This is a genomic window from Bacillus sp. S3 (genome assembly GCF_005154805.1).
Taxonomy (GTDB): Bacteria; Bacillota; Bacilli; order Bacillales; family Cytobacillaceae; genus Neobacillus.
The window spans coordinates 1,749,154-1,769,918 of record NZ_CP039727.1; the positions used below are offsets into that span (position 1 = coordinate 1,749,154).

Consider the following 20,765-nt stretch of genomic DNA (forward strand, 5'->3'; position numbering starts at 1 on the left):
AAATATATCTCTACCTATTCGAACATATACTTATAACACTGGATGTCTTTGTTCTTCGAAAAGATCAATGGATTTTGAGTGGTGATAAATATGAAGGTTTATGTTGTGATGATCCTGCAGTTTATGATTTGGAGCGGTTATACATTAATTGAATGGATTTCAAAACATGATCAACTTATTTATAAGGTCATAATGTTTTTTGTCTTTTTTTATCTGGCGTATATTATTGGAAACCATGTGACGAAATCAAGGAGGAAAACCCTCTTCATCACTGTATTAAGCTTAGTGATTTATACTTCCCTGCATTATACATTGGTGCAATTTATCCATTAAAAAAAGCCCCTCTAAGGGAGCTTCGTTACAAATTATTTTCTTGGGTAGAAATACATGATTCTTTCGTTAAATAGGTGCAGCTCACCTTGAAGCTTTTTAGCTAGGAATTTACAAAATTCATTTGCTTTTCCTTTATCCCCATGAGTAGATTGTGCCGGAAGTGTGACTTGTATGTATACCAGTTCTCTTTCTGCCCCATCTTCATCGCGAACTGTCTCTGTATCAACACCGATTAAAATGGCATTGTAGCGTTCATGGCTTGAATGTAAATAAAACCACTGCCCTTTGCCTTCTTCGGTTTCTTTTATTTCATACGGAAAGGCAGATTCCCCATATTGCCAATTTAATTGGTCGCCCGTTTTTGCTGTTATATTTTTATAGTAATGAAATAAGTCCTTTACCTCTTCAATCGTTACCGATTGTTTAGCGGATGAGGGCACAAGCTTAATAAATGCGTTTACAGCCATCATCATTCCCCCCCTATTGTCTATTGATGTTCAATTTCTATTCTAGCATTGATTAAAAAGGACTGACAACACTTACAATGTTACAATATGAGTAAAGTTAAAGAAAAGGCAAATAGTGGCCTTTTTTTTGTGCCTTTTTTTAAATGTGACATACAATTTAGGCTTGAAAAATCTAATGTGATATATTATTATTGGATTAAGGATATTTAAACGCTTTCAAATTCGTTTTTATTCACTCATGAAAAGGGGATTGAACAGATGGGTACTCTTGTTTGCCAGACTTGTAACTCTACTATTGATCATTTTGAAGATGAAAAAGTTACGGTGCTTTACTCGAAGTGCAATTGTTGCGACAACCATCATCATCACGAGGAAGAATAATTAAATCAGAACATTTAAATAAATAAACAGGATTCCGTAACCGGAATCCTGATTTTTTTATTTTATGGCTTTGTACTCTTTTATCACATGAATGAATTTAATTTCATCGTCTTCGGGACCTTGAACAGGTAAGCCAGCCTCGAGGTTTTCTCGGATATAATGAAGGTTTTCCTCTGTTATGATTTCACCCGGGATAAAAATAGGTATCCCTGGCGGGTAGACCATCACAAATTCGGCAATAATCCTGCCTTCTGACTCAGCAAAGGGAATGACTTCCGTTTCAGCATAAAAAGCATCTCTCGGAGTTAAGGCAAGTATCGGAATTTCTGGAAGAAGGACCTCCACAGGTTCAATTTTCCCAGCTTGATCTTTATATTCAGCCGCCAATTCTTTTAATGCATTGACTAATAGGGCTGCTTCCTTTTCAGTATCACCGAATGTAATAATACAAAGGATGTTATATAGGTCTGATAATTCTACTTCAATATTATGCTTTTCTCTTAACCATTTTTCAACCTCATACCCGGTTAATCCCAGTTCTTTCACGGAAATAATGAGTTTTGTCGGGTCATAATCAAACGTGGCTTTAGAGCCTAGTATTTCTTCGCCGATACAGTGAATATGGTCAATTTCGTTGATTCTCTTACGAATAGACTGTGCTAATTGAATAGTCCTGTTAATCAGTGCTTTACCTTTGGTTGCTAATTGCTTACGAGCCACATCCAGCGAAGCTAACAGCAAATAGGATGTTGACGTTGTTGTAAGCATGCTTAAAATCGATTGAACATGTTTCGCTGAAACAAGTCCCTCTTTGACATTTAGGATGGAGCTTTGTGTCATGGAGCCACCGAGCTTATGGACACTAGTTGCTGCCATATCAGCGCCGGCCTGCATAGCAGACATTGGAAGATCATCGTGGAAATGAATATGGACACCATGGGCCTCATCAACTAAAACGGGCACATTGTACGAGTGGGCAATTTCAACGATTTTCTTTAAATCTGCTGAGATACCAAAGTAGGTCGGATTAATCACTAAAACCCCTTTTGCATCAGGATGCTGCTCAAGAGCCTTTTCCACGGCATCTGTTGTAATTCCATGAGAAATTCCTAGTTCTCTATCTATTTCCGGATGGATGAAGACTGGGATTGCTCCGGAAAAGACAATAGCCGACATGATAGACTTATGGACGTTCCTTGGTATGATGATTTTATCTCCAGGTCCACAAACGGCCATTACCATCGTCATAATCGCCCCGCTTGTACCCTGGACAGAAAAGAAAGTATGATCGGCTCCAAAAGCTTCAGCAGCTAATTCTTGTGCCTCCTTGATCATTCCCTTTGGATGATGAAGATCATCAAGCGGGCCAATATTTATTAAGTCGATGGACAGGGCATTTTCACCAATAAACTGACGGAATTCAGGATCCATTCCTGCTCCCTTTTTATGACCTGGAATATGAAATTGAATCGGGTTTTTTCTGGCATGCGCAACTAAACCGCTAAATAACGGTGTTTGATTTTGTGACAATGATTACTACACCTCTTTATTAAAAATACTTCTTTATATTCGTTGATTAAAAACATAAAACAATGGAATTATAGCACTAATCCAGGGGGTTGCATAGATTTCTTTCCGCATTTCTTTGATTATTTCTTACAGCTTAGTTTCCCTTGATGAAAGGAAATTTAACCTTTTAAGGCGAAATAAGAAATAAATGAATAATGAGGAGTGATTCAATTTGAATTGGCAAACACGAGTGACGGAGACTTTAGGGATCCGTATACCAATTATACAAGGTGGACTTGCCTATTTGGCCTATTCTGAATTAGCGGCCGCTGTTTCGAATGCTGGAGGATTAGGGCAGATTACAGCTATGTCATTAAGTAATCCTGAACAACTGCGTGAGGAAATCCGGAAGGTAAAACATTTAACGAAACATCCTTTTGGGGTTAATTTTGCGATTGGACAGCATGGACGCCCGTTCGTGGATTTCCTTCAGGTGGCGATAGAGGAAGAAGTTCCTGTTGTTTCTATGACAGGAGGGAACCCTGCACCCATATTTGATCAGTTAAAGGGAACAACCATAAAAAAACTCGTTCTCGTCGCTGCCAGACGGCAGGCTATAAAGGCAGAACAGCTTGGTGCAGATGCGGTTATGGTTGTCGGCCAGGAAGGCGGCGGCCATCTCGGCCGGGATGATATCGGGACAATGGTATTAATTCCTCAAGTTGTTGATGCAGTTTCGATTCCCGTTATTGCCTCAGGAGGAATTGGTGATGGAAGGGGATTGATGGCTGCACTAAGTTTAGGTGCAGAAGGGGTTGAAATGGGAACAAGATTTATTGCGACTAAAGAATGTATTCATGCACATGAAGTATATAAGCAAAGGCTCGTTGAAGGAACAGAGGCGGATACGGTGGTAATTAAGCGATCACTTGGTGCGCCTGCAAGAGCCATCGCAAATCCATGGACGGAACAAATTCTTGAAATTGAAAAGAAAAACGCAAATTATGATCAGCTGAAGGAATTTATTAGTGGAACGGCTAATAAACGGTACATATATGAAGGTGATGAGGGCAAAGGTTTTGCATGGGCAGGTCAAGTCATGGGGCTGATTAAGGATATACCTAGTGTTTCAGTACTTTTTGAACGAATGATTCATGATGCGGAAGAAATTCGTGCAAAATGGGGAAAATAAAGGTATGATTCATTTTAAATGTAAATAGTAAGCAGGTGAAATGAATGGAATACCAATATCCGATTGATTTTAATTGGTCAACCGATGAAATTGTTGATGTAATCAAATTTTTTGAAACAATCGAGAAGGCGTACGAAAAAGGGATTGAAAGAGACGAGGTTATGAACGCCTATCGGCGGTTCAAAGAAATCGTTCCAAGCAAAGCGGAAGAAAAAAACATTTGTGATGAATTTGAAGAAATCAGCGGTTATTCGTCTTATCGAACAATCAAAAAAGCAAAAGAAGCGCCATCAGGCAGCCGAATCATGATGAAATAATCTTAAAAAACTCCCGAAAATGGATTCGGGAGTTTTTTCTATTTAATATTTAGGGCTATTTTATAAAGTGGTGCTACTTTCTTAAAGACATCCTCAATTTGTTCTAATATCCCTTCAGAACCTAATTGGATAGCAGCCTCACGGTCTATGGTATATCCACATAATAGTTCTGCTTTTTTTACATTCTGCAGCCGCTCAAAGTGGGAGAGAAGATCAACCTTAGTCAATTGACCATGTGGAAGTGTATCAGGCTTCATGTGGTCAATTGACCAGACATAATCTTTCGGAATTTCTTTATAGATTTTTGCCGCTTTTTTCGCAAATCGTGCCCCTATTGCCTCTTTTTGGGGTGCCTCATAAATAACGGCAAACCAAATAAATAAATGGGTGTGCCACAAGCCAATTTGAAAATGCGGCAGCATTTTATAGCCTCGAGGATTATGGGCAAATGCCACCCATGTATCCTTAGGCGGGTTGATGGTACGCCTTGCATGTTTGGCAACATGAACAAACATTTCATCACCCGTTAACGAGGATAAGGAAGGTGAAAAGTATTCCCCTAAAGCTTCTAATTTAGGTCGGATCGTATTTTTAAGCCCGTCCATTCTTGGTTCTAATCCATCTATTAAAAAAACATCAAAATCTTCATTAGTAAATCCTGTAAAGTTCATTGAAGTACCCCCAACAAGCCGTTTGTCACTAATTGTAGCATAACTCCGAGATTTCACGAAGCGTGTTGCTTTCTAGATTAAAGCACATATTTGTTGCAACATATCAAGATGACTCATATTATACAGTAAAAAACAATCTGAATAATTAATTAACTAACTGAAAGGGGAGAAACAAGGTGAAACAATTGATGAATACATCTTTAAAAAAAGTGGGAGAAAAGGAAAAAACGGCAGTATTAAGATTGGAAATGGATTATGAATTGGCTGTCTTATTTGAAGCAATTGGTGAAAAGAATGAGAAGAAAATGAAAGAATGTAAACAAAAATTAGAAAAAATCCGTATGGAATTAGTACGATTAAAAGCTCTTTAATTGATTAGCTGATATTTTATCAAGGGAGTAACAAATTGCAATGAACAAAAAGAGAGTAGTTTATCGACTTATCTAAAACGGACTCCGGAGAAGGAATGAGAGGGGTTCGTTTATTATTGTGCCTTTGTGTGATAATTTGAACGTAAATTGTTAAAAGTTGCTGTGTTTCTTCAATTTGAGTAAGCTATAGGTACATTAAAATATTTCTCATGCATCATACTACATACATTGGATTTAAAAAAGGTAAACGGAGAAATGGAGGCGTATTATGATTTGGGAAGACATTGATGCTCATGCTAAGGAATGGGTCAAAGAAGCAGGGGACAGGATTCGTCTATCGTTTGAGAAAACGTTAAATATTGAAACAAAATCAAATCCCAATGATCTGGTAACTAATATCGATAAGGAAATTGAGCAATTTTTTATTCATAAGATTAGAGGAAAGTACCCGGATCATAAAATATTGGGTGAAGAGGGCTTTGGTGATGAATTAAATAGCCTTGAGGGAATTGTCTGGTTAATTGATCCCATCGATGGAACAATGAATTTTATCCACCAGCAAAGGAACTTTGCAGTATCGATCGGGGTTTATGAAAATGGAGTCGGTAAAATCGGACTCATATATGATGTAGTACATGATGAGCTCTATCACGCCATTCGCGGCGAGGGTGCTTATATGAATGGAAAACCTCTGCCTGGACTCAAGGAAACAACTGTTAAGGAATCCATCCTTGCAATTAATGCTACATGGGTTATGGAAAATAAACGCATTGATCACAATTTAATGATTCCATTGGTAAGAGATGCCAGAGGGACAAGATCATATGGTACAGCTGCACTTGAGATGGTGTTTGTAGCAACCGGAAGAGTAGATGCCTACTTTTCGATGCGGCTGTCTCCATGGGATATTGCTGCCGGGGCAGTCATTATTGAAGAATTAGGAGGAGTCGTAACAAATATAAAGGGAGAAAAACTGGACTTTATTTCTAAGGATTCACTTTTTACCGCGAAACCAGGACTGCATCAAGTAATTTTAAAGGATTATTTAAAAGTAGTTCAATAAGGTCAATATTTTAAAAAGAAGCCAATCCATGGCTTCTTTTTATATCTCTCCGTTTTCACGCATTTTTCTCTTTGTTTTAAAGCCCATCCCCATGATCACAATTAATGCAAAAATGCAGCCGATTGCTCCGATTAAACTTTGTTCACCAATTGCAATTCCAATTCCCATTATGAATGATGCAGCTAAAATTGCATAAAAGAGTAAAGACCATTTTATATTTTTCATTTTTCAAACCCCTTTGTTTTTCTATATTTAATTAAATTTTTTCTGGTATATTTTTTATTCTACATAAAATGCTTTTCGGTTTCCACTTTAAGTATGGTATAATATTTTAGTTGTATTTGGGAAACTAAAAATAGCTTTTATTTTTATAAAATAGGTAGGAGTGGAATTTTGAAACTTAGAGATGATGTACGTAACATAGCAATCATTGCCCACGTTGACCATGGGAAAACGACGTTGGTTGACCAATTGTTAAAACAATCTGGAACATTTCGTTCTAATGAGCACGTGGAAGAACGTGCCATGGACTCTGGTGATATAGAAAGAGAACGCGGAATCACCATCCTTGCGAAAAATACCGCGATTCAATATAAAGATACAAGAATTAATATTTTGGATACACCGGGACACGCAGACTTTGGCGGTGAAGTAGAACGAATCATGAAAATGGTTGATGGTGTTTTGCTTGTAGTCGATGCATATGAAGGCTGTATGCCGCAAACACGTTTTGTTCTTAAAAAGGCATTAGAGCAAAAGATAACTCCGATCGTCGTGGTAAATAAAATTGATCGTGATTTTGCCAGACCCGCTGAAGTAGTAGATGAAGTCATTGATTTGTTTATTGAACTTGATGCTTCAGAAGATCAGCTTGAATTTCCTGTTATTTATGCATCAGGTATCAACGGTACTGCAAGTATGAATCCGGAAAAACAAGATGAGAATATGCAATGTCTATATGATGCCATCGTTGAATATATCCCTGCACCAATTGATAATCAAGACGAACCGCTGCAATTCCAGGTAGCTCTGCTTGATTATAATGATTATGTGGGTAGAATCGGGATTGGCCGTGTTTTCCGTGGAAAAATGCATGTTGGCCAACAGGTTGCCTTAATGAAGTTAGACGGCAGTGTTAAACAATTCCGTGTGACCAAGATATTTGGTTTCTTCGGGTTAAAGCGTCAGGAAGTACAAGAAGCACAAGCTGGGGATTTAATTGCAGTTTCAGGCATGGAAGATATAAATGTCGGTGAGACAGTTTGCCCAATTGAGCATCAAGAAGCATTACCAATTTTACGAATTGACGAACCAACACTACAAATGACTTTTGCCGTAAATAATAGTCCATTTGCTGGAAGAGAAGGAAAATATTTAACTTCAAGAAAAATTGAAGAGAGACTTCTTGCTCAATTGCATACAGATGTTAGTTTACGGGTTGAAAACACGGATTCCCCGGATGCTTGGATTGTTTCCGGTCGTGGAGAACTCCATTTATCGATCTTGATTGAAAATATGCGCCGTGAAGGCTACGAGCTTCAGGTTTCTAAACCAGAAGTAATTGTGAAAGTAATTGACGGAGTACGCTGTGAGCCTGTGGAAAGAGTACAAATCGATGTTCCTGAAGAACATACAGGTTCTGTAATGGAATCCATTGGTGCTCGTAAAGGCGAGATGCTTGATATGATTAATAATGGATCAGGTCAAGTTCGGTTAATATTCAATGTACCTGCACGCGGCTTAATTGGTTACACAACTGAATTCTTAACAATGACTCGCGGATATGGGATTATTAATCATACCTTTGACAGCTATCAGCCGATGCTTGCTGGACAGGTTGGCGGAAGACACCAAGGTGTTCTTGTCTCAATGGAATCCGGAAAAGCTTCCACATATGGTATAATGCAAGTAGAGGACCGTGGAACCATTTTCGTTGAACCGGGTACGGAAATTTATGAGGGAATGATTGTTGGCGAAAACACTCGTGAAAATGACATCACTGTCAATATTACGAAAGTGAAGCAGGCGACAAATGTCCGTTCGGCCAATAAAGATCAAACGTCAGTCATTAAAAAGCCGCGCATCATGACATTGGAAGAGTCATTAGAATATTTAAATGATGACGAATATTGTGAGGTAACTCCTGAATCTATTCGGTTACGAAAGAAAATTCTTGATAAGAATGAACGTGAAAAAGCGGCGAAAAAGAAAAAATACGCTGAAATGAGTTAAGTAATGAGGTGCACGCTGTGGAAGATTTAAGATCCTTCTCCCCGAGTTTAAGGTTTTTTATTGAGCTTACAAAAGATGTAGAAACTGGTGTACTGCTGCAATATGTTTTTATTGTTATTTTGTCGGTGATTGTATACAGGTTAGGGTTTGCAAAAAAATTACCTCTTTTGAAAAACATTGTTATTTATATCAGTCTTTGCATTGGATGTTTAATCATGTTGTTTTTCTCCTATGCATTACCAATTGCCGAAGGGTTGGGTGTGGCAGCTTTAATATTAATTGTATATAAAATTCGTCTGCACCAATCGAAAAAGCAAGAGGCTGAAGTAAAGTAAAGGAGGTAAGGGAATGAAATCCTTACAAGATGCACTTTATAATTGGCTTACCATTAAGGTTGTTTGTGATTCCCGCCCTGATGATGTAGCAGCAAAAGAAACACGGGAGTTTTTTGAAGAGATGTTAACAGCGCAGCATCAAGTATCAAACATCAATATCACAACAGATGCCGTGATGTATTACCTTTCCTATGAGCAAGGTGATGAGACGAAAAAAGTCCGATATCCTCGTGAATTAATTGAAATTATGCTGGATCAAATAAACAAAGAACCTGAAAAGTATGAAGACTATCCATTTGAAGATTAAAAAAAGTGCTGGCCTGTTTTTTTAAGGTCAGCACTTTTTTTATATCCAGCTCCAGGGCACTTACGCTTTACTATTTACCAATCATCATTATCAGATTTTGTCCGGAAAAGCTTAAAATTTCCTGATTCAATTCGGGCATTTGTCTTATCCGTTATTCTGGCATGGCAGGAATTACACATATATGTATGAATAGGACGATTGCGAAGACGCTTTGCTGTTAACGATTCATCTTCAATCGCTTCAATTTTATCGCAAATTACACACTTTACTCTCATTAAGCACCTCTTCATTTCTTTCTTAAAACAGTAGTTTGTATTATAGTATACCATGAGTGAACACCTGGAGTTAATCAATTGGTTAGAGTTGATGAAAAAAAGGGATAGTAGTAATATGAGATTATCTGTTTTTAAACAGAAAGTAGGAAAAGTAAAGGGGTTGTAATGTTGGCAAATCAAGTGGAACCTAAACTTATTAAGCCATTATATGATGCGATGCAAAAAGAGCGTTTTGTAACGTTGGCATCCATTGATTATGAGACAGGGGGACCAAATGTTAGTGCGATTTCCTGGGTACTAGCTAAAGATGACAGCACGATTTATTTTGCAGTAGATAATCGCTCCCGTATTTTAGAAAATATTTATAAGAATAACAAGGTAATCATTAATTTGATTGCGAATGAATCTACATATTCCATTCAAGGTGAAGCAGCGGTCAAAGAAGAACGACTGCAAGATGTTCCGTTAAAGCTTGCGCTTGTAAAGGTTACCATCCATGAAGTAAGGGATGTCATGTTCTACGGATCGAAAATTGTCACAGAAGTACAGTATGACAAAACCTATGATAAAAATGCAGCAGAAAAATTGGACAGACAAGTGATGGAAGCAATGAAAAAAGCTTAGTGTAAACTAAGCTTTTTTCTTTATAGTTGAATGGAAACTTTTCTATTTATGATGATTAGACTGGTCTTCTTGTTCTTTGTTTAATTTCTTTTGTTCATCGGCCGGAAGTTTTTTATCTGGTTTTTCGGTCGCATTTTTAGGACTTGGTGTAATGAGATCTCCAGGAATTTCAGGCATTAGACGCCCTGCAACATCGGCTAACTCCTCCATAATTCCCTGTATTGGTCTGCCCTTTTTGATATCTGCTTGGATTTCTTTTAACCGCTCGGTCGTATCCGCATCTGCTACTACTACTGCATTAGCGCCATAAGGGTCCTTTTTCAAGCTCTCCGCCACAGAATACTTAATCGAGCCTACCTGTGAACGGTCGATTTTTGCATTTACATCGATCCCGACAATGGCATAATTCCCTAAAACAACAGCAGTTGCATCGTTTACATTTGGTATGCTTGTGGCGAGAGTAACTAAACGCTTTGAAATTTCCTGACCCGATTTACGGTCGACACTTTCGATATAGCTGTTTTTTACATTTACTAATGAATTGTTTTCACTTTTAGCGATTTCTTTATGATTATTGGCATTACAACCTGCTAAAAATAAACATATTAGCATCATAAAAATAATATTTTTCATTTAAACCCTCCTCCAAGAAGATTAGTTAGTGTCGTCATTAACAATTATTGTGCGAAACGTCTTCTATCTTTATTCCAATAAACATATATTTTACCAAAGTTCAATCTAGCAAAAGGGTTGTTGAAATGATAACTAACCTGACACCAACGGAAGCAGGAGGCGTAGCTTTGAGTAAAATATACGTGTTAGATACAAATGTTTTATTACAAGACCCGTATTCCATTTTTTCCTTTGAAGATAATGAAGTTGTTATTCCGGCAGTAGTTCTAGAAGAAGTGGACTCAAAGAAAAGATATATGGATGAAGTAGGAAGAAATGCAAGACATGTATCAAGGCTAATTGATGGCCTAAGGGCATCAGGTAAGCTTCATGAAAAAATCCCGCTTGAAGGCGGGGGTACCATTCGTATTGAATTAAACCATCGATCGTTTCATGAACTTCAAGATATTTTTATTGAAAAAACCAATGATAATCGCATTCTTGCGGTCGCAAAAAATTTATTCTTAGAGGAACAAGCAAAGGAAAATGGGAAGCCGGTCATCATTGTTAGTAAGGATGCATTAGTCAGAGTAAAAGCAGATGCAATCGGATTGACTGCGGAAGATTTTTTGAATGATCGTGTGGTAGAAGTGGAACATATATATACCGGATTTTTTGAGCTCCACCTGCCAATTGAATTATTAGGACGGTTTTATGAGAAGGGAGAATTATCGCTTTCAGAAGTGGCTAATCATCCGTTTTATCCAAATCAATACTTGTTGATGAAGGATATACTTGGAAGTTCTGCCTCGGCAATAGGAATGGTTGATAAAACGAGTAAGAAGGTAAAAAAATTAACGTTAAATCAAGAGCATGTTTGGGGCATTCATCCAAGAAATGTCCAACAAACCATGGCTATTGAATTATTATTGCGTAAGGATATTCCGCTGGTTACTTTAACCGGGAAAGCAGGGACAGGCAAGACCTTGCTTGCTCTTGCTGCCGGATTAATGCACACGGAGGATTTAAGAGAATATAAGAAGCTTTTAGTCGCGAGACCGATCGTCCCAGTTGGGAAGGACTTAGGTTTTTTGCCAGGTGAAAAACAGGAAAAGCTTAGACCTTGGATGCAGCCAATATACGATAACCTGGAATATCTTTTTAATACAAAGAAGCCTGGTGAACTTGATGCCATATTAGCCGGTATGGGTTCGATTGAGGTAGAAGCATTGACTTATATTCGCGGCAGGAGCTTGCCAAAACAGTTTATTATTATCGATGAAGCACAAAATTTAACGAAGCATGAAGTGAAAACGATCTTAACCAGGGTAGGAGAAGGAAGTAAAATCGTGTTAATGGGCGACCCGGAACAGATTGATCATCCATATCTTGACGCCTATAACAATGGGTTAACCTACGTCGTTGAGAAATTCAAGGATCAAGATATATCCGGGCATGTAAAACTATTAAAAGGGGAGCGGTCCGGACTGGCTAGACTTGCGGCAGATTTATTATAAGAAAAGTGAAGGCGTCTCGCCGCTAGGGCGCTGGAGCTGGACATTTCTCAATGTCGATATTAATTCTGATAGTATAAATAAACGGGTGCCGTTTGGCGCCCGTTTATTTCACAGTAAAGCCTATTACATGTTTAATTGGGTTTTCCTGATTTGAACCATCACCTTTATAGATATGAACGGGGCCATCAGATGATAACGGCTGACCATTCGTTGAAAATCCTAAAATGAGACCGAAAGCCTTTTCAAGAGGAAACTCATAGTCGCCATTTGTCGTGTGGACGACCAATGTCTCTGCATGACTTTCCGGCTCGGCATTCGCTAAAAAAGGCTTAAAAGGTATTCCAAAAGTACCAGTCAACACCTTTTCTTTTTCAAATTTCTTCTCGCTTTTTAATGTTGGAGGAAAAACAGCTCCCTCCATTATTTCGCGATCCCAATGCTTTGAAACAGCCTTCGTATATGCCTCCACTGAATCTGAATTTTCCATTTCCTTTAAAAAGTAAGTAGTTAAATCAATACGGCGATCATCAAAAATCCAGACACCAGGATCCAGTGTAATCGGAAATTTCACTTTTCCAGATATAATCAAAATATTTTCCATCTTCCATACCCCCTAAAGTCTAACACAGATTTAAGTATAGCTTTTTTTAAATAGAATGTCATAAAGTGCACTCCTATTTGTTATTATCCTTCATTGTTCTTGCAATTTTTGCTGGTAAACGGTAAAATTTATAGATAAGTTGAATTATCGCTCTGAAATGGGGGGATCAATGTTGGCGTCTGAAATGATCGTGAATCATCAGGAAAAAGCCTTTGCTTTATTGCAGGCTGACGCTGAAAAAATATTAAAGCTTATCAAAGTGCAAATGGATAATCTCACGATGCCTCAATGCCCTCTTTATGAAGAGGTATTGGATACACAAATGTTTGGCCTATCAAGGGAAATAGACTTTGCTGTTCGATTAGGCTTAATAGATGGCAAGGATGGAAAAGCGATTTTAGCTCAATTAGAAAAAGAATTATCGGCACTACATGATGCATCCTTGAAAAAATAATGGATTAAAAACTCAAACAATTCATAGGGATTGTTTGGGTTTTTTATTATCCGTTATTGTCTCTATATTCGAACTATTCATTATTAAAATCTTGTAACAAATTTTCTTTTACCCAAGTCATATCATTCATTTTCTATTATAATAGAGTGGAATATATCAATTTTGAAAATGAGGACGGCTTAAATGGTTAAAAAAATAGTGAAATCATATGATTATACCTTAATCATCGCTGTTATCCTGTTGTGTGGCTTTGGTCTTGTGATGGTATACAGTGCCAGCATGGCATGGGCTGTCCAGAGATATGGTTTCCCGCCAGATTATTTTTATCAAAAACAAAAAATGTGGCTTCTCTTATTTTTCGGCATCTTTATTCTTTTTGCTATCGCCCCATATAAAATAATGCAATTTACAAAAGGGTTTCAGGTTCCCATGGTCATTGGGTCTCTTCTTTTGCTAATAGGATTATTTCCCTTTGGAATTATTGCCGGGGGTGCACAAAGCTGGTATGAATTTGGTACGTTTCGTTTACAGCCATCGGAATTTGTTAAACTGGCAGTAATTATTTATTTGTCAGCTGTTTACGCTAAAAAGCAGGCTTATATTAACCAATTTAATAAAGGCGTTCTGCCTCCATTAGTGTTTCTATTTATTGTATGTGGCTTAATTGTCATGCAACCGGATTATGGTGCGGCAATCATAATTGCTGCGATTGCCGGGATGATTATTCTTTCTTCAGGAATGAATTTTAAGAGTATTTCAAAACTGCTTATCATGGCTCTTATCGTTCTTTTACCAGTGATATTTGTTGCGAGAGATGCGATATTTTCAGAAAAGCGGATGAGCCGGATTACTGTCTTGGAGAACCCATTCGCAGATGCACAAGAAGCTGGTTTTCACTTAGCAAATTCCTATATTGCAATCGGCTCTGGCGGTGTAAACGGACTCGGCTTAGGGAAAAGCATTCAAAAGCTTGGTTATTTACCCGAATCGCATACAGACTTTATTATGGCTGTTATTGCGGAGGAACTTGGTATTTGGGGAGTAGGATTCGTTATTCTTCTATTAGCCTATATTGTTTTACGAGGGATATATATCGGTCTGCAATGTAAGGATCCTTTTGGGAGCCTGCTTGCAATTGGAATTTCGAGTATGATAGGGATTCAATCCTTTATCAATTTAGCTGGTGTTTCCGGATTAATCCCATTAACAGGCGTTACGCTGCCATATGTAAGCTATGGTGGTTCTTCCTTGTTGATGCTTGCTGCTGCAACAGGAATACTTGTAAATGTTTCGATGTTTGTGAAGTTTGAAAAAAAATATAAAAACAAACACGACATAGAAAATAAAAAACAACAGTCGAACGATGGCAAGGTTTATTACATTTAATAAAAATGCGGGGGACAAGCTCCCCTGGCCTTTTTAAAATACATAGAATAGAAGGTGCTTTACGTGACAAGACAGATAAATAAAGTATTGGTTGCCAATCGGGGTGAGATTGCAATAAGGGTTTTTCGTGCTTGTACTGAACTGAATATTCGGACTGTTGCAATTTATTCAAAAGAAGATTCAGGCGCCTACCATCGCTATAAAGCGGATGAGGCCTATTTAGTGGGGGAAGGTAAGAAACCAATTGATGCATATTTGGACATTGAAGGCATCATTGCCATTGCCAAGAAAAGCGGTGTGAATGCCATTCATCCCGGCTATGGATTTTTGTCCGAAAATATTCATTTTGCCAGAAGATGTGAAGAAGAGGGAATTATTTTTATTGGTCCTTCGTCCACACACTTGGATATGTTTGGTGATAAGGTAAAGGCAAGAAAACAGGCTGAACTTGCCAATATCCCTGTCATACCGGGAAGTGATGGGCCTGTGAATGATGTGAATGATGTCGAGGAGTTTGCGGCTGTCCATGGATTCCCTATTATCATAAAGGCCTCACTTGGCGGCGGCGGCCGTGGGATGAGAATAGTACATACAAGTGAGGAAGTTCGAGAGGCATTTGACCGAGCGAAATCGGAGGCAAAAGCGGCATTTGGAAATGACGAGGTATATCTTGAAAAATTAATTGAAAAACCAAAACATATTGAGGTTCAGATCATAGGAGACAGCAGCAGGAATATCGTCCATCTTTATGATCGCGATTGTTCCGTTCAACGGCGCCATCAAAAAGTAGTCGAAGTTGCCCCAAGTGTGTCAATTTCTGAAGAATTACGAAAGCAGATTTGTGATGCCGCTGTAAAATTGATGAAAAATGTCAATTACTTAAATGCGGGTACAGTAGAATTTCTTGTCTCCGGTAATGATTTTTATTTTATTGAAGTAAATCCGCGCGTACAGGTTGAACACACGGTTACAGAATTAGTAACAGGTATTGATATCGTCCAAACACAAATATTAGTTGCCGAAGGCCATGAGTTACACGGGCCAATCATTAGTATTCCAGATCAAGAGAAAATTCAACTGAATGGATTTGCCATTCAGTCAAGGGTTACCACAGAGGATCCCCTCAACCAGTTCATGCCTGATACAGGAAAAATTATGGCCTATCGCTCCGGCGGCGGATTTGGCGTACGGCTTGATGCAGGGAATGGTTTTCAAGGAGCTGTGATTACACCTTACTATGACTCTTTGCTTGTGAAACTATCAACATGGGCATTGACGTTCGAACAGGCAGCTTCAAAAATGGTTCGAAATTTACAGGAATTTAGAATAAGAGGCATTAAAACAAATATTCCGTTTTTAGAAAATGTTGTTAAGCATGAGAAGTTTCGAAATGGTGAGTATGACACCTCTTTTATTGATACTACACCGGAATTATTTATTTTCCCTGTAAGTAAAGACCGGGGAACAAAAATGCTAAATTACATTGGCACAGTAACGGTAAATGGATTCCCGGGCATCGATAAAAAGAAACGACCTGTATTCTCTAAGCCTAGAATTCCAACGATACAATACAATTTCCCATATCAAGATGGTACGAAACAAATTTTGGATAAATTTGGTGCGGATGGACTTGTCCAATGGGTGAAAAGTCAAAAACAGGTTTTATTAACGGATACCACCTTCAGGGATGCTCATCAGTCATTGTTAGCAACAAGAATGAGGACGACTGATATTTTGCATATTGCAGAGCCGACAGCCAAACTATTGCCGGATTTATTCTCTTTTGAGATGTGGGGCGGGGCAACTTTTGATGTTGCCTACCGGTTCTTAAAAGAGGATCCATGGGATCGATTATTGACATTACGTGAAAGAATTCCAAATGTCCTGTTCCAAATGTTGATCCGTGGGGCCAATGCGGTAGGATATAAAAACTATCCGGACAACTTAATTCGTGATTTTGTTAACCAATCAGCCGATGCAGGCATCGATGTCTTCCGAATTTTTGATAGTTTAAACTGGGTAAAGGGAATGGAAGTGGCAATTGATGCGGTCCGGCAGACAGGAAAAATAGCCGAAGCAGCCATTTGTTATACGGGGGATATTTTAGATCCAGCAAGGTCTAAATATAATCTTGAATATTATAAAAATCTTGCTAAAGAGCTGGAAAAGCAAGGTGCCCATATATTAGGGATCAAGGATATGGCCGGGTTATTGAAACCGGAGGCAGCCTATCGTTTAGTGTCTGAATTAAAAGAAGCAGTAGATATCCCAATTCATCTTCATACACATGATACAAGTGGAAATGGAATATTTACTTATGCGCGCGCTATTGAAGGCGGTGTTGATATCGTTGATACTGCATTAAGCACAATGGCCGGCTTAACTTCTCAGCCTAGTGCAAATTCATTATATTACGCACTAGAAGGCACTGAGCGTAAGCCGAAAGTCAACATCGACGCACTTGAGAAATTGTCGTATTACTGGGAAGATGTCAGGAAGTACTATCAGGACTTTGAAAGCGGAATGATATCCCCGCATACGGAAATCTATCAGCATGAAATGCCTGGCGGACAATATAGCAATTTGCAGCAGCAGGCTAAGGCTGTTGGGCTTGGCGAGCAGTGGGAAGATGTAAAAGATATGTATGCCCGAGTAAATAACATGTTCGGCGATATTGTCAAAGTGACACCTTCTTCAAAGGTTGTCGGTGATATGGCGCTATTCATGGTTCAAAATGAGTTAACCGAAGAAGACGTGTTAGTAAAGGGGCAAGGACTCGATTTTCCTGATTCTGTTGTTGAATTATTTGAAGGATATTTAGGTCAGCCATACGGCGGGTTTCCAGAGGAGCTTCAAAATGTAATTTTAAAAGGGAAAAAACCTTTAGAGGCCCGCCCTGGAGAATTGCTTGAGGAAGTGGATTTCAGCAAGCTGCAGAAAGAGCTTTTTGAAGAGCTTGGCAGACAAGTGACAACACATGAGATTATTTCCTATGCTTTATATCCGAAAGTTTTTATGGAATATATGAAAACAGTGGAAATGTACGGGAATATTTCAATGCTAGATACACCAACATTCCTATATGGAATGCGGCTCGGGGAAGAAATCGAAATCGAAATTGAAACTGGCAAAACACTGATTGTAAAGCTTGTTTCAATTGGACAGCCTCAGGCAGATGGTACTAGAGTTGTCTATTTTGAGTTAAATGGTCAGCCGCGGGAAGTTGTTATAAAGGATGATAGTATCAAATCCACGGTCATTTCAAGATTAAAAGCGGATCCTAAAAATGAACAACACATTTCCGCAACTATGCCGGGAACAGTCATAAAAGTAGTGGTTGAAAAAGGGGAGAAGGTTGAACGCGGTGATCATTTAATGATTACGGAAGCGATGAAGATGGAAACAACCGTTCAGGCTCCTTTCTCTGGCATTGTGAAAGATATCTATGTATCTAGCGGGGACTCCATCCTGACAGGTGATCTATTACTTGAATTGACAAAATCATAGGAAAAAAAGCTGCCCGCGATCCAAAAATCGCAGGCAGCTTTTTTACTAATGCTTTCGTTTTGTTCTTGAATATAACAACAGAAAATAACTTAGAACGCCAAACAGGCAGGTGATAAAGAAGGCATGAAGCAAAGCGATATACAGGTTAAGTCTGCTAAAGATGACAAAAGCACCGGCAATTACTTGCAGGGAAACGAGAATAAAGGATATCGTCCATCCCCAATACAGTACCCTTTGATCTTTATAATGCCGAAGAGCTAAATAAAAAACATAAGCAATCCAAATAAAGATAAGACCTGCAGCAGCGCGGTGCCCCATTTGGACCCATTCATAGATGTTAGCAGGTAATGAAGGGGCATCATTAAGGCATAAAGGCCAATCGCGGCAAATGAGGCTTGCCTTCATATGACGAACTAACGCACCAGTGTAAATAACGAGGTAGCTATAAATTGAAACACCGATGATATGGAAGCCCATCCGCTTATCAATGTAAAGTTTTTCTGCATCAAACTTTTTATCGATTTCAAAAATAAGCAATGTCAATAAAAATACCGCTGCAAAAGAAACGAGCGAAATCCCAAAATGCAAGGCAAGTACAAAGCTTGATTGTCCCCATTTTACGGCAGCTGCCCCGATCAAACCTTGTAATAATAAAAAGAAAAAGGAAAGCATTGAAAGAAATTTGGTTTCCCTGATATGACCGATTGCCTTCCATGACCAGATTGAAAGGACGAGTACCATGATGCCACCTGCACCGGAGACTAGTCGATGGGAAAGTTCAATAATCAATTCAGGGGTTATTTCCGAAGGAAGCAATTTCCCGTTGCATAATGGCCATGAGCGCCCGCAGCCCATTCCGGAGCCAGTCTTTGTTACTAATGCTCCGCCTAGCAAAATAAATATCATTCCAATTGTAGTTGCAACCGCAAACCACTTCAAAGAACGTCGCAAAAAATTCACCTCTTAAAAAGTTCAAACATTTGTCTATGGATAATCCTGACAGTATAATGAATGAAAAGTAACTAGATTTAAAAGTCCTTATTTATCATAACGAATAAAATCAAAAAAGAACAGAATTTCAGCATAGATTTTTAGATAACTTTTTGTAAATATAAATAGCTGATGAATAATAAATATTTTTCACTATTATTATAGTGAAAACAGTTGAAACTTCTGTTTGAGTCTGTTAGAAATAGATATGAAGACTATTTATTTAGAATCATTATTTTTTAAAAGTAATAAAAAATATGGGAAATTAAGGCTAATTCCTCTCGTGTTTTTCAACGTTCAATGAATTGATTACAGGATTGCAATACTAGGATGTTGAAAAACGAACAATTATTAAAGATAATATAGAGGCTGTCACAATTTAGTCAAAAATTATTCAAAAAAAGTTCACAAAAATACCATAAAGTGTGATTTAATATACAGAGAAAGTGTTTTAAAAATCACTGCTTCTTTTGATTAATTAATTCTTACTCATCTATTTCTTCGAACCATTTAATTTTTAACTTCAATATATAGATAACTTTAAATAATTTAGTATTGATATTCCTCGATTGGTGAATATTTGTTAGTAAGGATTAGGAGGAGAAATATATGTCTAACTCAAAGGCTTATGGAGAAGCTGCCATGGAGAATGGTGCTGCAAGCCTGCATTCAACAATTGAACAGACCTCGGTATGGAAAGACTTCATGGCCCTGATTAAAATTGGAATTGTTAATTCTAATCTAATTACCACCTTTACTGGACTATGGCTGGCGCTTCATTTTTCTGGCCAAAGCTTTCTCGGTAATATAGATATTGTTTTATTTACCGTGGCAGGTTCTTCCCTGATTATTGCCGGTTCATGTGCCATCAATAATTATGTTGATCGTGATATTGATCATTTGATGGAGAGGACGAAAGCAAGACCTACCGTTACAGGGAAAATACAGCCAGTAAAAGTCCTTCTTCTAGGTATTTTCCTTATTGGAATGGGAACACTGTTTTTATTCTTTACAACCATGACTGCAACAGTAATTGGACTGCTTGGAGTTTTTAGTTATGTTTTCCTTTATACACTCTGGTCCAAGCGTCAATTGGTTTCCAATACAATTATCGGAAGTATTTCAGGCGCGGTTCCGCCATTAATCGGCTGGGCAGCGGTTGATGCTAATCTTGATATAATGGCTTGGGCGTTATTTGTCCTAATGTTTGTTTGGCAGCCTCCGCATTTTTATGCACTTGCAATGAGAAGAGTGAAAGAATACCGTGCTGCGGGTGTTCCAATGCTGCCAGTTGTGAAAGGCTTCAAAACAACGAAAAACCATATTTTGATCTGGGTGGCCTTGCTCTTGCCTATCCCATTTTTTCTCACCAAACTAGGAATCCCATTTCTAATTTTAGCCAGCATTTTAAATATAGGCTGGCTTGCATTAGGGATTTATGGATATAGGATCAAAGATGACATTAAGTGGGCAAAGCTAATGTTTGTTTATTCTTTGCAATATTTAACTATTATTTTTGTAGCAATGGTTATTGTGACACTAATTTAGTTTTGTAAACGATTCTTTCCGCAGGTAAGTGGGAAGAGTCATCCTACATACTTCTTTGGCCAAACAAAATTTT

The 20,765-nt window shown here is 38.2% G+C and carries 23 protein-coding genes; 15 read left to right on the forward strand and 8 right to left on the reverse strand.

The features are described 5' to 3' along the window. The first annotated feature begins 90 nt into the window (after positions 1–90). Positions 91–333 (forward strand): hypothetical protein, encoded by a 243-nt coding sequence (locus FAY30_RS08395; protein ID WP_149869447.1) that lies wholly within the window; start codon positions 91–93, stop codon positions 331–333. Between the two features lie 32 nt (positions 334–365). Here FAY30_RS08395 and FAY30_RS08400 read toward each other — a convergent pair whose 3' ends face one another. Beyond that, positions 366–800, reverse strand: coding sequence for a DUF1885 family protein (locus FAY30_RS08400; protein WP_190284922.1), 435 nt, complete (start codon positions 798–800; stop codon positions 366–368). Positions 801–1,058: 258 nt separating this feature from the next. Between FAY30_RS08400 and FAY30_RS08405 the strand changes: the two genes are divergently transcribed. Beyond that, positions 1,059–1,181 (forward strand): GapA-binding peptide SR1P, encoded by a 123-nt coding sequence (locus FAY30_RS08405; RefSeq protein ID WP_149869449.1) that lies wholly within the window; start codon positions 1,059–1,061, stop codon positions 1,179–1,181. A 57-nt stretch (positions 1,182–1,238) separates the two neighbouring features. Here FAY30_RS08405 and FAY30_RS08410 read toward each other — a convergent pair whose 3' ends face one another. After that, positions 1,239–2,711, reverse strand: a complete 1,473-nt coding sequence (locus tag FAY30_RS08410; RefSeq protein WP_149869450.1) for an aminotransferase class I/II-fold pyridoxal phosphate-dependent enzyme — start codon at positions 2,709–2,711, stop codon at positions 1,239–1,241. Between the two features lie 211 nt (positions 2,712–2,922). Here FAY30_RS08410 and FAY30_RS08415 point away from each other — a divergent pair, with 211 nt between their 5' ends. Both FAY30_RS08415 and FAY30_RS08420 read left to right on the forward strand, forming a co-directional pair. After that, the gene (locus FAY30_RS08415; RefSeq protein WP_149869451.1) at positions 2,923–3,882 is read left to right on the forward strand and encodes an NAD(P)H-dependent flavin oxidoreductase; all 960 of its coding nucleotides are present in this window, start codon (positions 2,923–2,925) and stop codon (positions 3,880–3,882) included. 44 nt (positions 3,883–3,926) lie between these two features. Next, positions 3,927–4,199, forward strand: coding sequence for a UPF0223 family protein (locus FAY30_RS08420; RefSeq protein ID WP_149869452.1), 273 nt, complete (start codon positions 3,927–3,929; stop codon positions 4,197–4,199). Positions 4,200–4,237: 38 nt separating this feature from the next. Here the strand turns inward: FAY30_RS08420 and FAY30_RS08425 are convergent, their stop codons facing one another. Next, positions 4,238–4,870 carry a YktB family protein gene (locus FAY30_RS08425; RefSeq protein WP_149869453.1) on the reverse strand — a complete coding sequence of 211 codons (633 nt, stop codon included), beginning with the start codon at positions 4,868–4,870 and terminating at the stop codon, positions 4,238–4,240. A 176-nt stretch (positions 4,871–5,046) separates the two neighbouring features. Here FAY30_RS08425 and FAY30_RS08430 point away from each other — a divergent pair, with 176 nt between their 5' ends. Beyond that, complete coding sequence (locus FAY30_RS08430; protein ID WP_149869454.1) at positions 5,047–5,241, forward strand: hypothetical protein; 195 nt, start codon at positions 5,047–5,049, stop codon at positions 5,239–5,241. A 268-nt stretch (positions 5,242–5,509) separates the two neighbouring features. Then, positions 5,510–6,304, forward strand: coding sequence for an inositol monophosphatase family protein (locus tag FAY30_RS08435; RefSeq protein ID WP_190284851.1), 795 nt, complete (start codon positions 5,510–5,512; stop codon positions 6,302–6,304). Between the two features lie 39 nt (positions 6,305–6,343). On the opposite strand, the gene FAY30_RS08440 is transcribed toward FAY30_RS08435, so the two are convergent. Continuing rightward, positions 6,344–6,529 (reverse strand): YlaF family protein, encoded by a 186-nt coding sequence (locus FAY30_RS08440; RefSeq protein ID WP_149869456.1) that lies wholly within the window; start codon positions 6,527–6,529, stop codon positions 6,344–6,346. Between the two features lie 168 nt (positions 6,530–6,697). Between FAY30_RS08440 and typA the strand changes: the two genes are divergently transcribed. Genes typA through FAY30_RS08455 form a run of 3 tightly spaced genes read left to right on the forward strand, consistent with a single transcriptional unit; the run spans position 6,698 to position 9,178 of the window. Then, complete coding sequence (typA, locus tag FAY30_RS08445; protein WP_149869457.1) at positions 6,698–8,536, forward strand: translational GTPase TypA; 1,839 nt, start codon at positions 6,698–6,700, stop codon at positions 8,534–8,536. A 17-nt stretch (positions 8,537–8,553) separates the two neighbouring features. Then, positions 8,554–8,871: a YlaH-like family protein gene (locus FAY30_RS08450; RefSeq protein WP_190284852.1), complete on the forward strand. Its 318-nt coding sequence runs from the start codon at positions 8,554–8,556 to the stop codon at positions 8,869–8,871. Between the two features lie 13 nt (positions 8,872–8,884). Beyond that, positions 8,885–9,178, forward strand: coding sequence for a hypothetical protein (locus FAY30_RS08455; protein ID WP_149869458.1), 294 nt, complete (start codon positions 8,885–8,887; stop codon positions 9,176–9,178). 74 nt (positions 9,179–9,252) lie between these two features. On the opposite strand, the gene FAY30_RS08460 is transcribed toward FAY30_RS08455, so the two are convergent. Then, entirely contained in the window at positions 9,253–9,453 is a 201-nt protein-coding gene (locus FAY30_RS08460) for a YlaI family protein (RefSeq protein WP_149869459.1), read from the reverse strand. A gap of 168 nt (positions 9,454–9,621) precedes the next feature. Here FAY30_RS08460 and FAY30_RS08465 point away from each other — a divergent pair, with 168 nt between their 5' ends. Continuing rightward, a complete protein-coding gene (locus FAY30_RS08465) occupies positions 9,622–10,077 on the forward strand; it encodes a pyridoxamine 5'-phosphate oxidase family protein (RefSeq protein WP_149869460.1) in 456 nt (151 codons plus the stop codon). 42 nt (positions 10,078–10,119) lie between these two features. Here the strand turns inward: FAY30_RS08465 and FAY30_RS08470 are convergent, their stop codons facing one another. After that, positions 10,120–10,710 carry a YhcN/YlaJ family sporulation lipoprotein gene (locus FAY30_RS08470; protein ID WP_149869461.1) on the reverse strand — a complete coding sequence of 197 codons (591 nt, stop codon included), beginning with the start codon at positions 10,708–10,710 and terminating at the stop codon, positions 10,120–10,122. A 167-nt stretch (positions 10,711–10,877) separates the two neighbouring features. Between FAY30_RS08470 and FAY30_RS08475 the strand changes: the two genes are divergently transcribed. After that, entirely contained in the window at positions 10,878–12,206 is a 1,329-nt protein-coding gene (locus tag FAY30_RS08475) for a PhoH family protein (RefSeq protein WP_149869462.1), read from the forward strand. Between the two features lie 103 nt (positions 12,207–12,309). Here the strand turns inward: FAY30_RS08475 and FAY30_RS08480 are convergent, their stop codons facing one another. Then, on the reverse strand, positions 12,310–12,807 hold the full coding sequence (locus tag FAY30_RS08480) for a peptidyl-prolyl cis-trans isomerase (RefSeq protein ID WP_149869463.1): 498 nt from the start codon (positions 12,805–12,807) through the stop codon (positions 12,310–12,312). A gap of 172 nt (positions 12,808–12,979) precedes the next feature. Between FAY30_RS08480 and FAY30_RS08485 the strand changes: the two genes are divergently transcribed. The 3 genes from FAY30_RS08485 (at position 12,980) to pyc (ending at position 18,154) form a co-directional block, all read left to right on the forward strand. After that, on the forward strand, positions 12,980–13,261 hold the full coding sequence (locus tag FAY30_RS08485) for an Fpa/YlaN family protein (protein ID WP_149869464.1): 282 nt from the start codon (positions 12,980–12,982) through the stop codon (positions 13,259–13,261). 183 nt (positions 13,262–13,444) lie between these two features. Then, positions 13,445–14,647, forward strand: coding sequence for an FtsW/RodA/SpoVE family cell cycle protein (locus FAY30_RS08490; protein ID WP_149869465.1), 1,203 nt, complete (start codon positions 13,445–13,447; stop codon positions 14,645–14,647). Between the two features lie 63 nt (positions 14,648–14,710). After that, positions 14,711–18,154: a pyruvate carboxylase gene (pyc, locus tag FAY30_RS08495; protein WP_149869466.1), complete on the forward strand. Its 3,444-nt coding sequence runs from the start codon at positions 14,711–14,713 to the stop codon at positions 18,152–18,154. A 45-nt stretch (positions 18,155–18,199) separates the two neighbouring features. Here the strand turns inward: pyc and FAY30_RS08500 are convergent, their stop codons facing one another. Then, positions 18,200–19,105, reverse strand: coding sequence for a COX15/CtaA family protein (locus tag FAY30_RS08500; RefSeq protein WP_149869467.1), 906 nt, complete (start codon positions 19,103–19,105; stop codon positions 18,200–18,202). Positions 19,106–19,753: 648 nt separating this feature from the next. Between FAY30_RS08500 and cyoE the strand changes: the two genes are divergently transcribed. Continuing rightward, entirely contained in the window at positions 19,754–20,692 is a 939-nt protein-coding gene (gene cyoE / locus FAY30_RS08505; RefSeq protein WP_149869468.1) for a heme o synthase, read from the forward strand. Positions 20,693–20,765: the final 73 nt, after the last annotated feature.

Excerpts from the sequence above, each read along its gene's own strand:
- cyoE (WP_149869468.1), top strand. The coding sequence starts at position 19,754 with ATGTCTAACTCAAAGGCTTATGGAGAAGCTGCCATGGAGAATGGTGCT.
- FAY30_RS08405 (WP_149869449.1), top strand. The coding sequence starts at position 1,059 with ATGGGTACTCTTGTTTGCCAGACTTGTAACTCTACTATTGATCATTTT.
- FAY30_RS08425 (WP_149869453.1), bottom strand. The coding sequence starts at position 4,870 with ATGAACTTTACAGGATTTACTAATGAAGATTTTGATGTTTTTTTAATA.
- FAY30_RS08480 (WP_149869463.1), bottom strand. The coding sequence starts at position 12,807 with ATGGAAAATATTTTGATTATATCTGGAAAAGTGAAATTTCCGATTACA.
- FAY30_RS08455 (WP_149869458.1), top strand. The coding sequence starts at position 8,885 with ATGAAATCCTTACAAGATGCACTTTATAATTGGCTTACCATTAAGGTT.
- FAY30_RS08470 (WP_149869461.1), bottom strand. The coding sequence starts at position 10,710 with ATGAAAAATATTATTTTTATGATGCTAATATGTTTATTTTTAGCAGGT.
- FAY30_RS08460 (WP_149869459.1), bottom strand. The coding sequence starts at position 9,453 with ATGAGAGTAAAGTGTGTAATTTGCGATAAAATTGAAGCGATTGAAGAT.
- FAY30_RS08435 (WP_190284851.1), top strand. The coding sequence starts at position 5,510 with ATGATTTGGGAAGACATTGATGCTCATGCTAAGGAATGGGTCAAAGAA.
- FAY30_RS08400 (WP_190284922.1), bottom strand. The coding sequence starts at position 800 with ATGGCTGTAAACGCATTTATTAAGCTTGTGCCCTCATCCGCTAAACAA.
- FAY30_RS08440 (WP_149869456.1), bottom strand. The coding sequence starts at position 6,529 with ATGAAAAATATAAAATGGTCTTTACTCTTTTATGCAATTTTAGCTGCA.
- FAY30_RS08420 (WP_149869452.1), top strand. The coding sequence starts at position 3,927 with ATGGAATACCAATATCCGATTGATTTTAATTGGTCAACCGATGAAATT.
- FAY30_RS08395 (WP_149869447.1), top strand. The coding sequence starts at position 91 with ATGAAGGTTTATGTTGTGATGATCCTGCAGTTTATGATTTGGAGCGGT.
- FAY30_RS08490 (WP_149869465.1), top strand. The coding sequence starts at position 13,445 with ATGGTTAAAAAAATAGTGAAATCATATGATTATACCTTAATCATCGCT.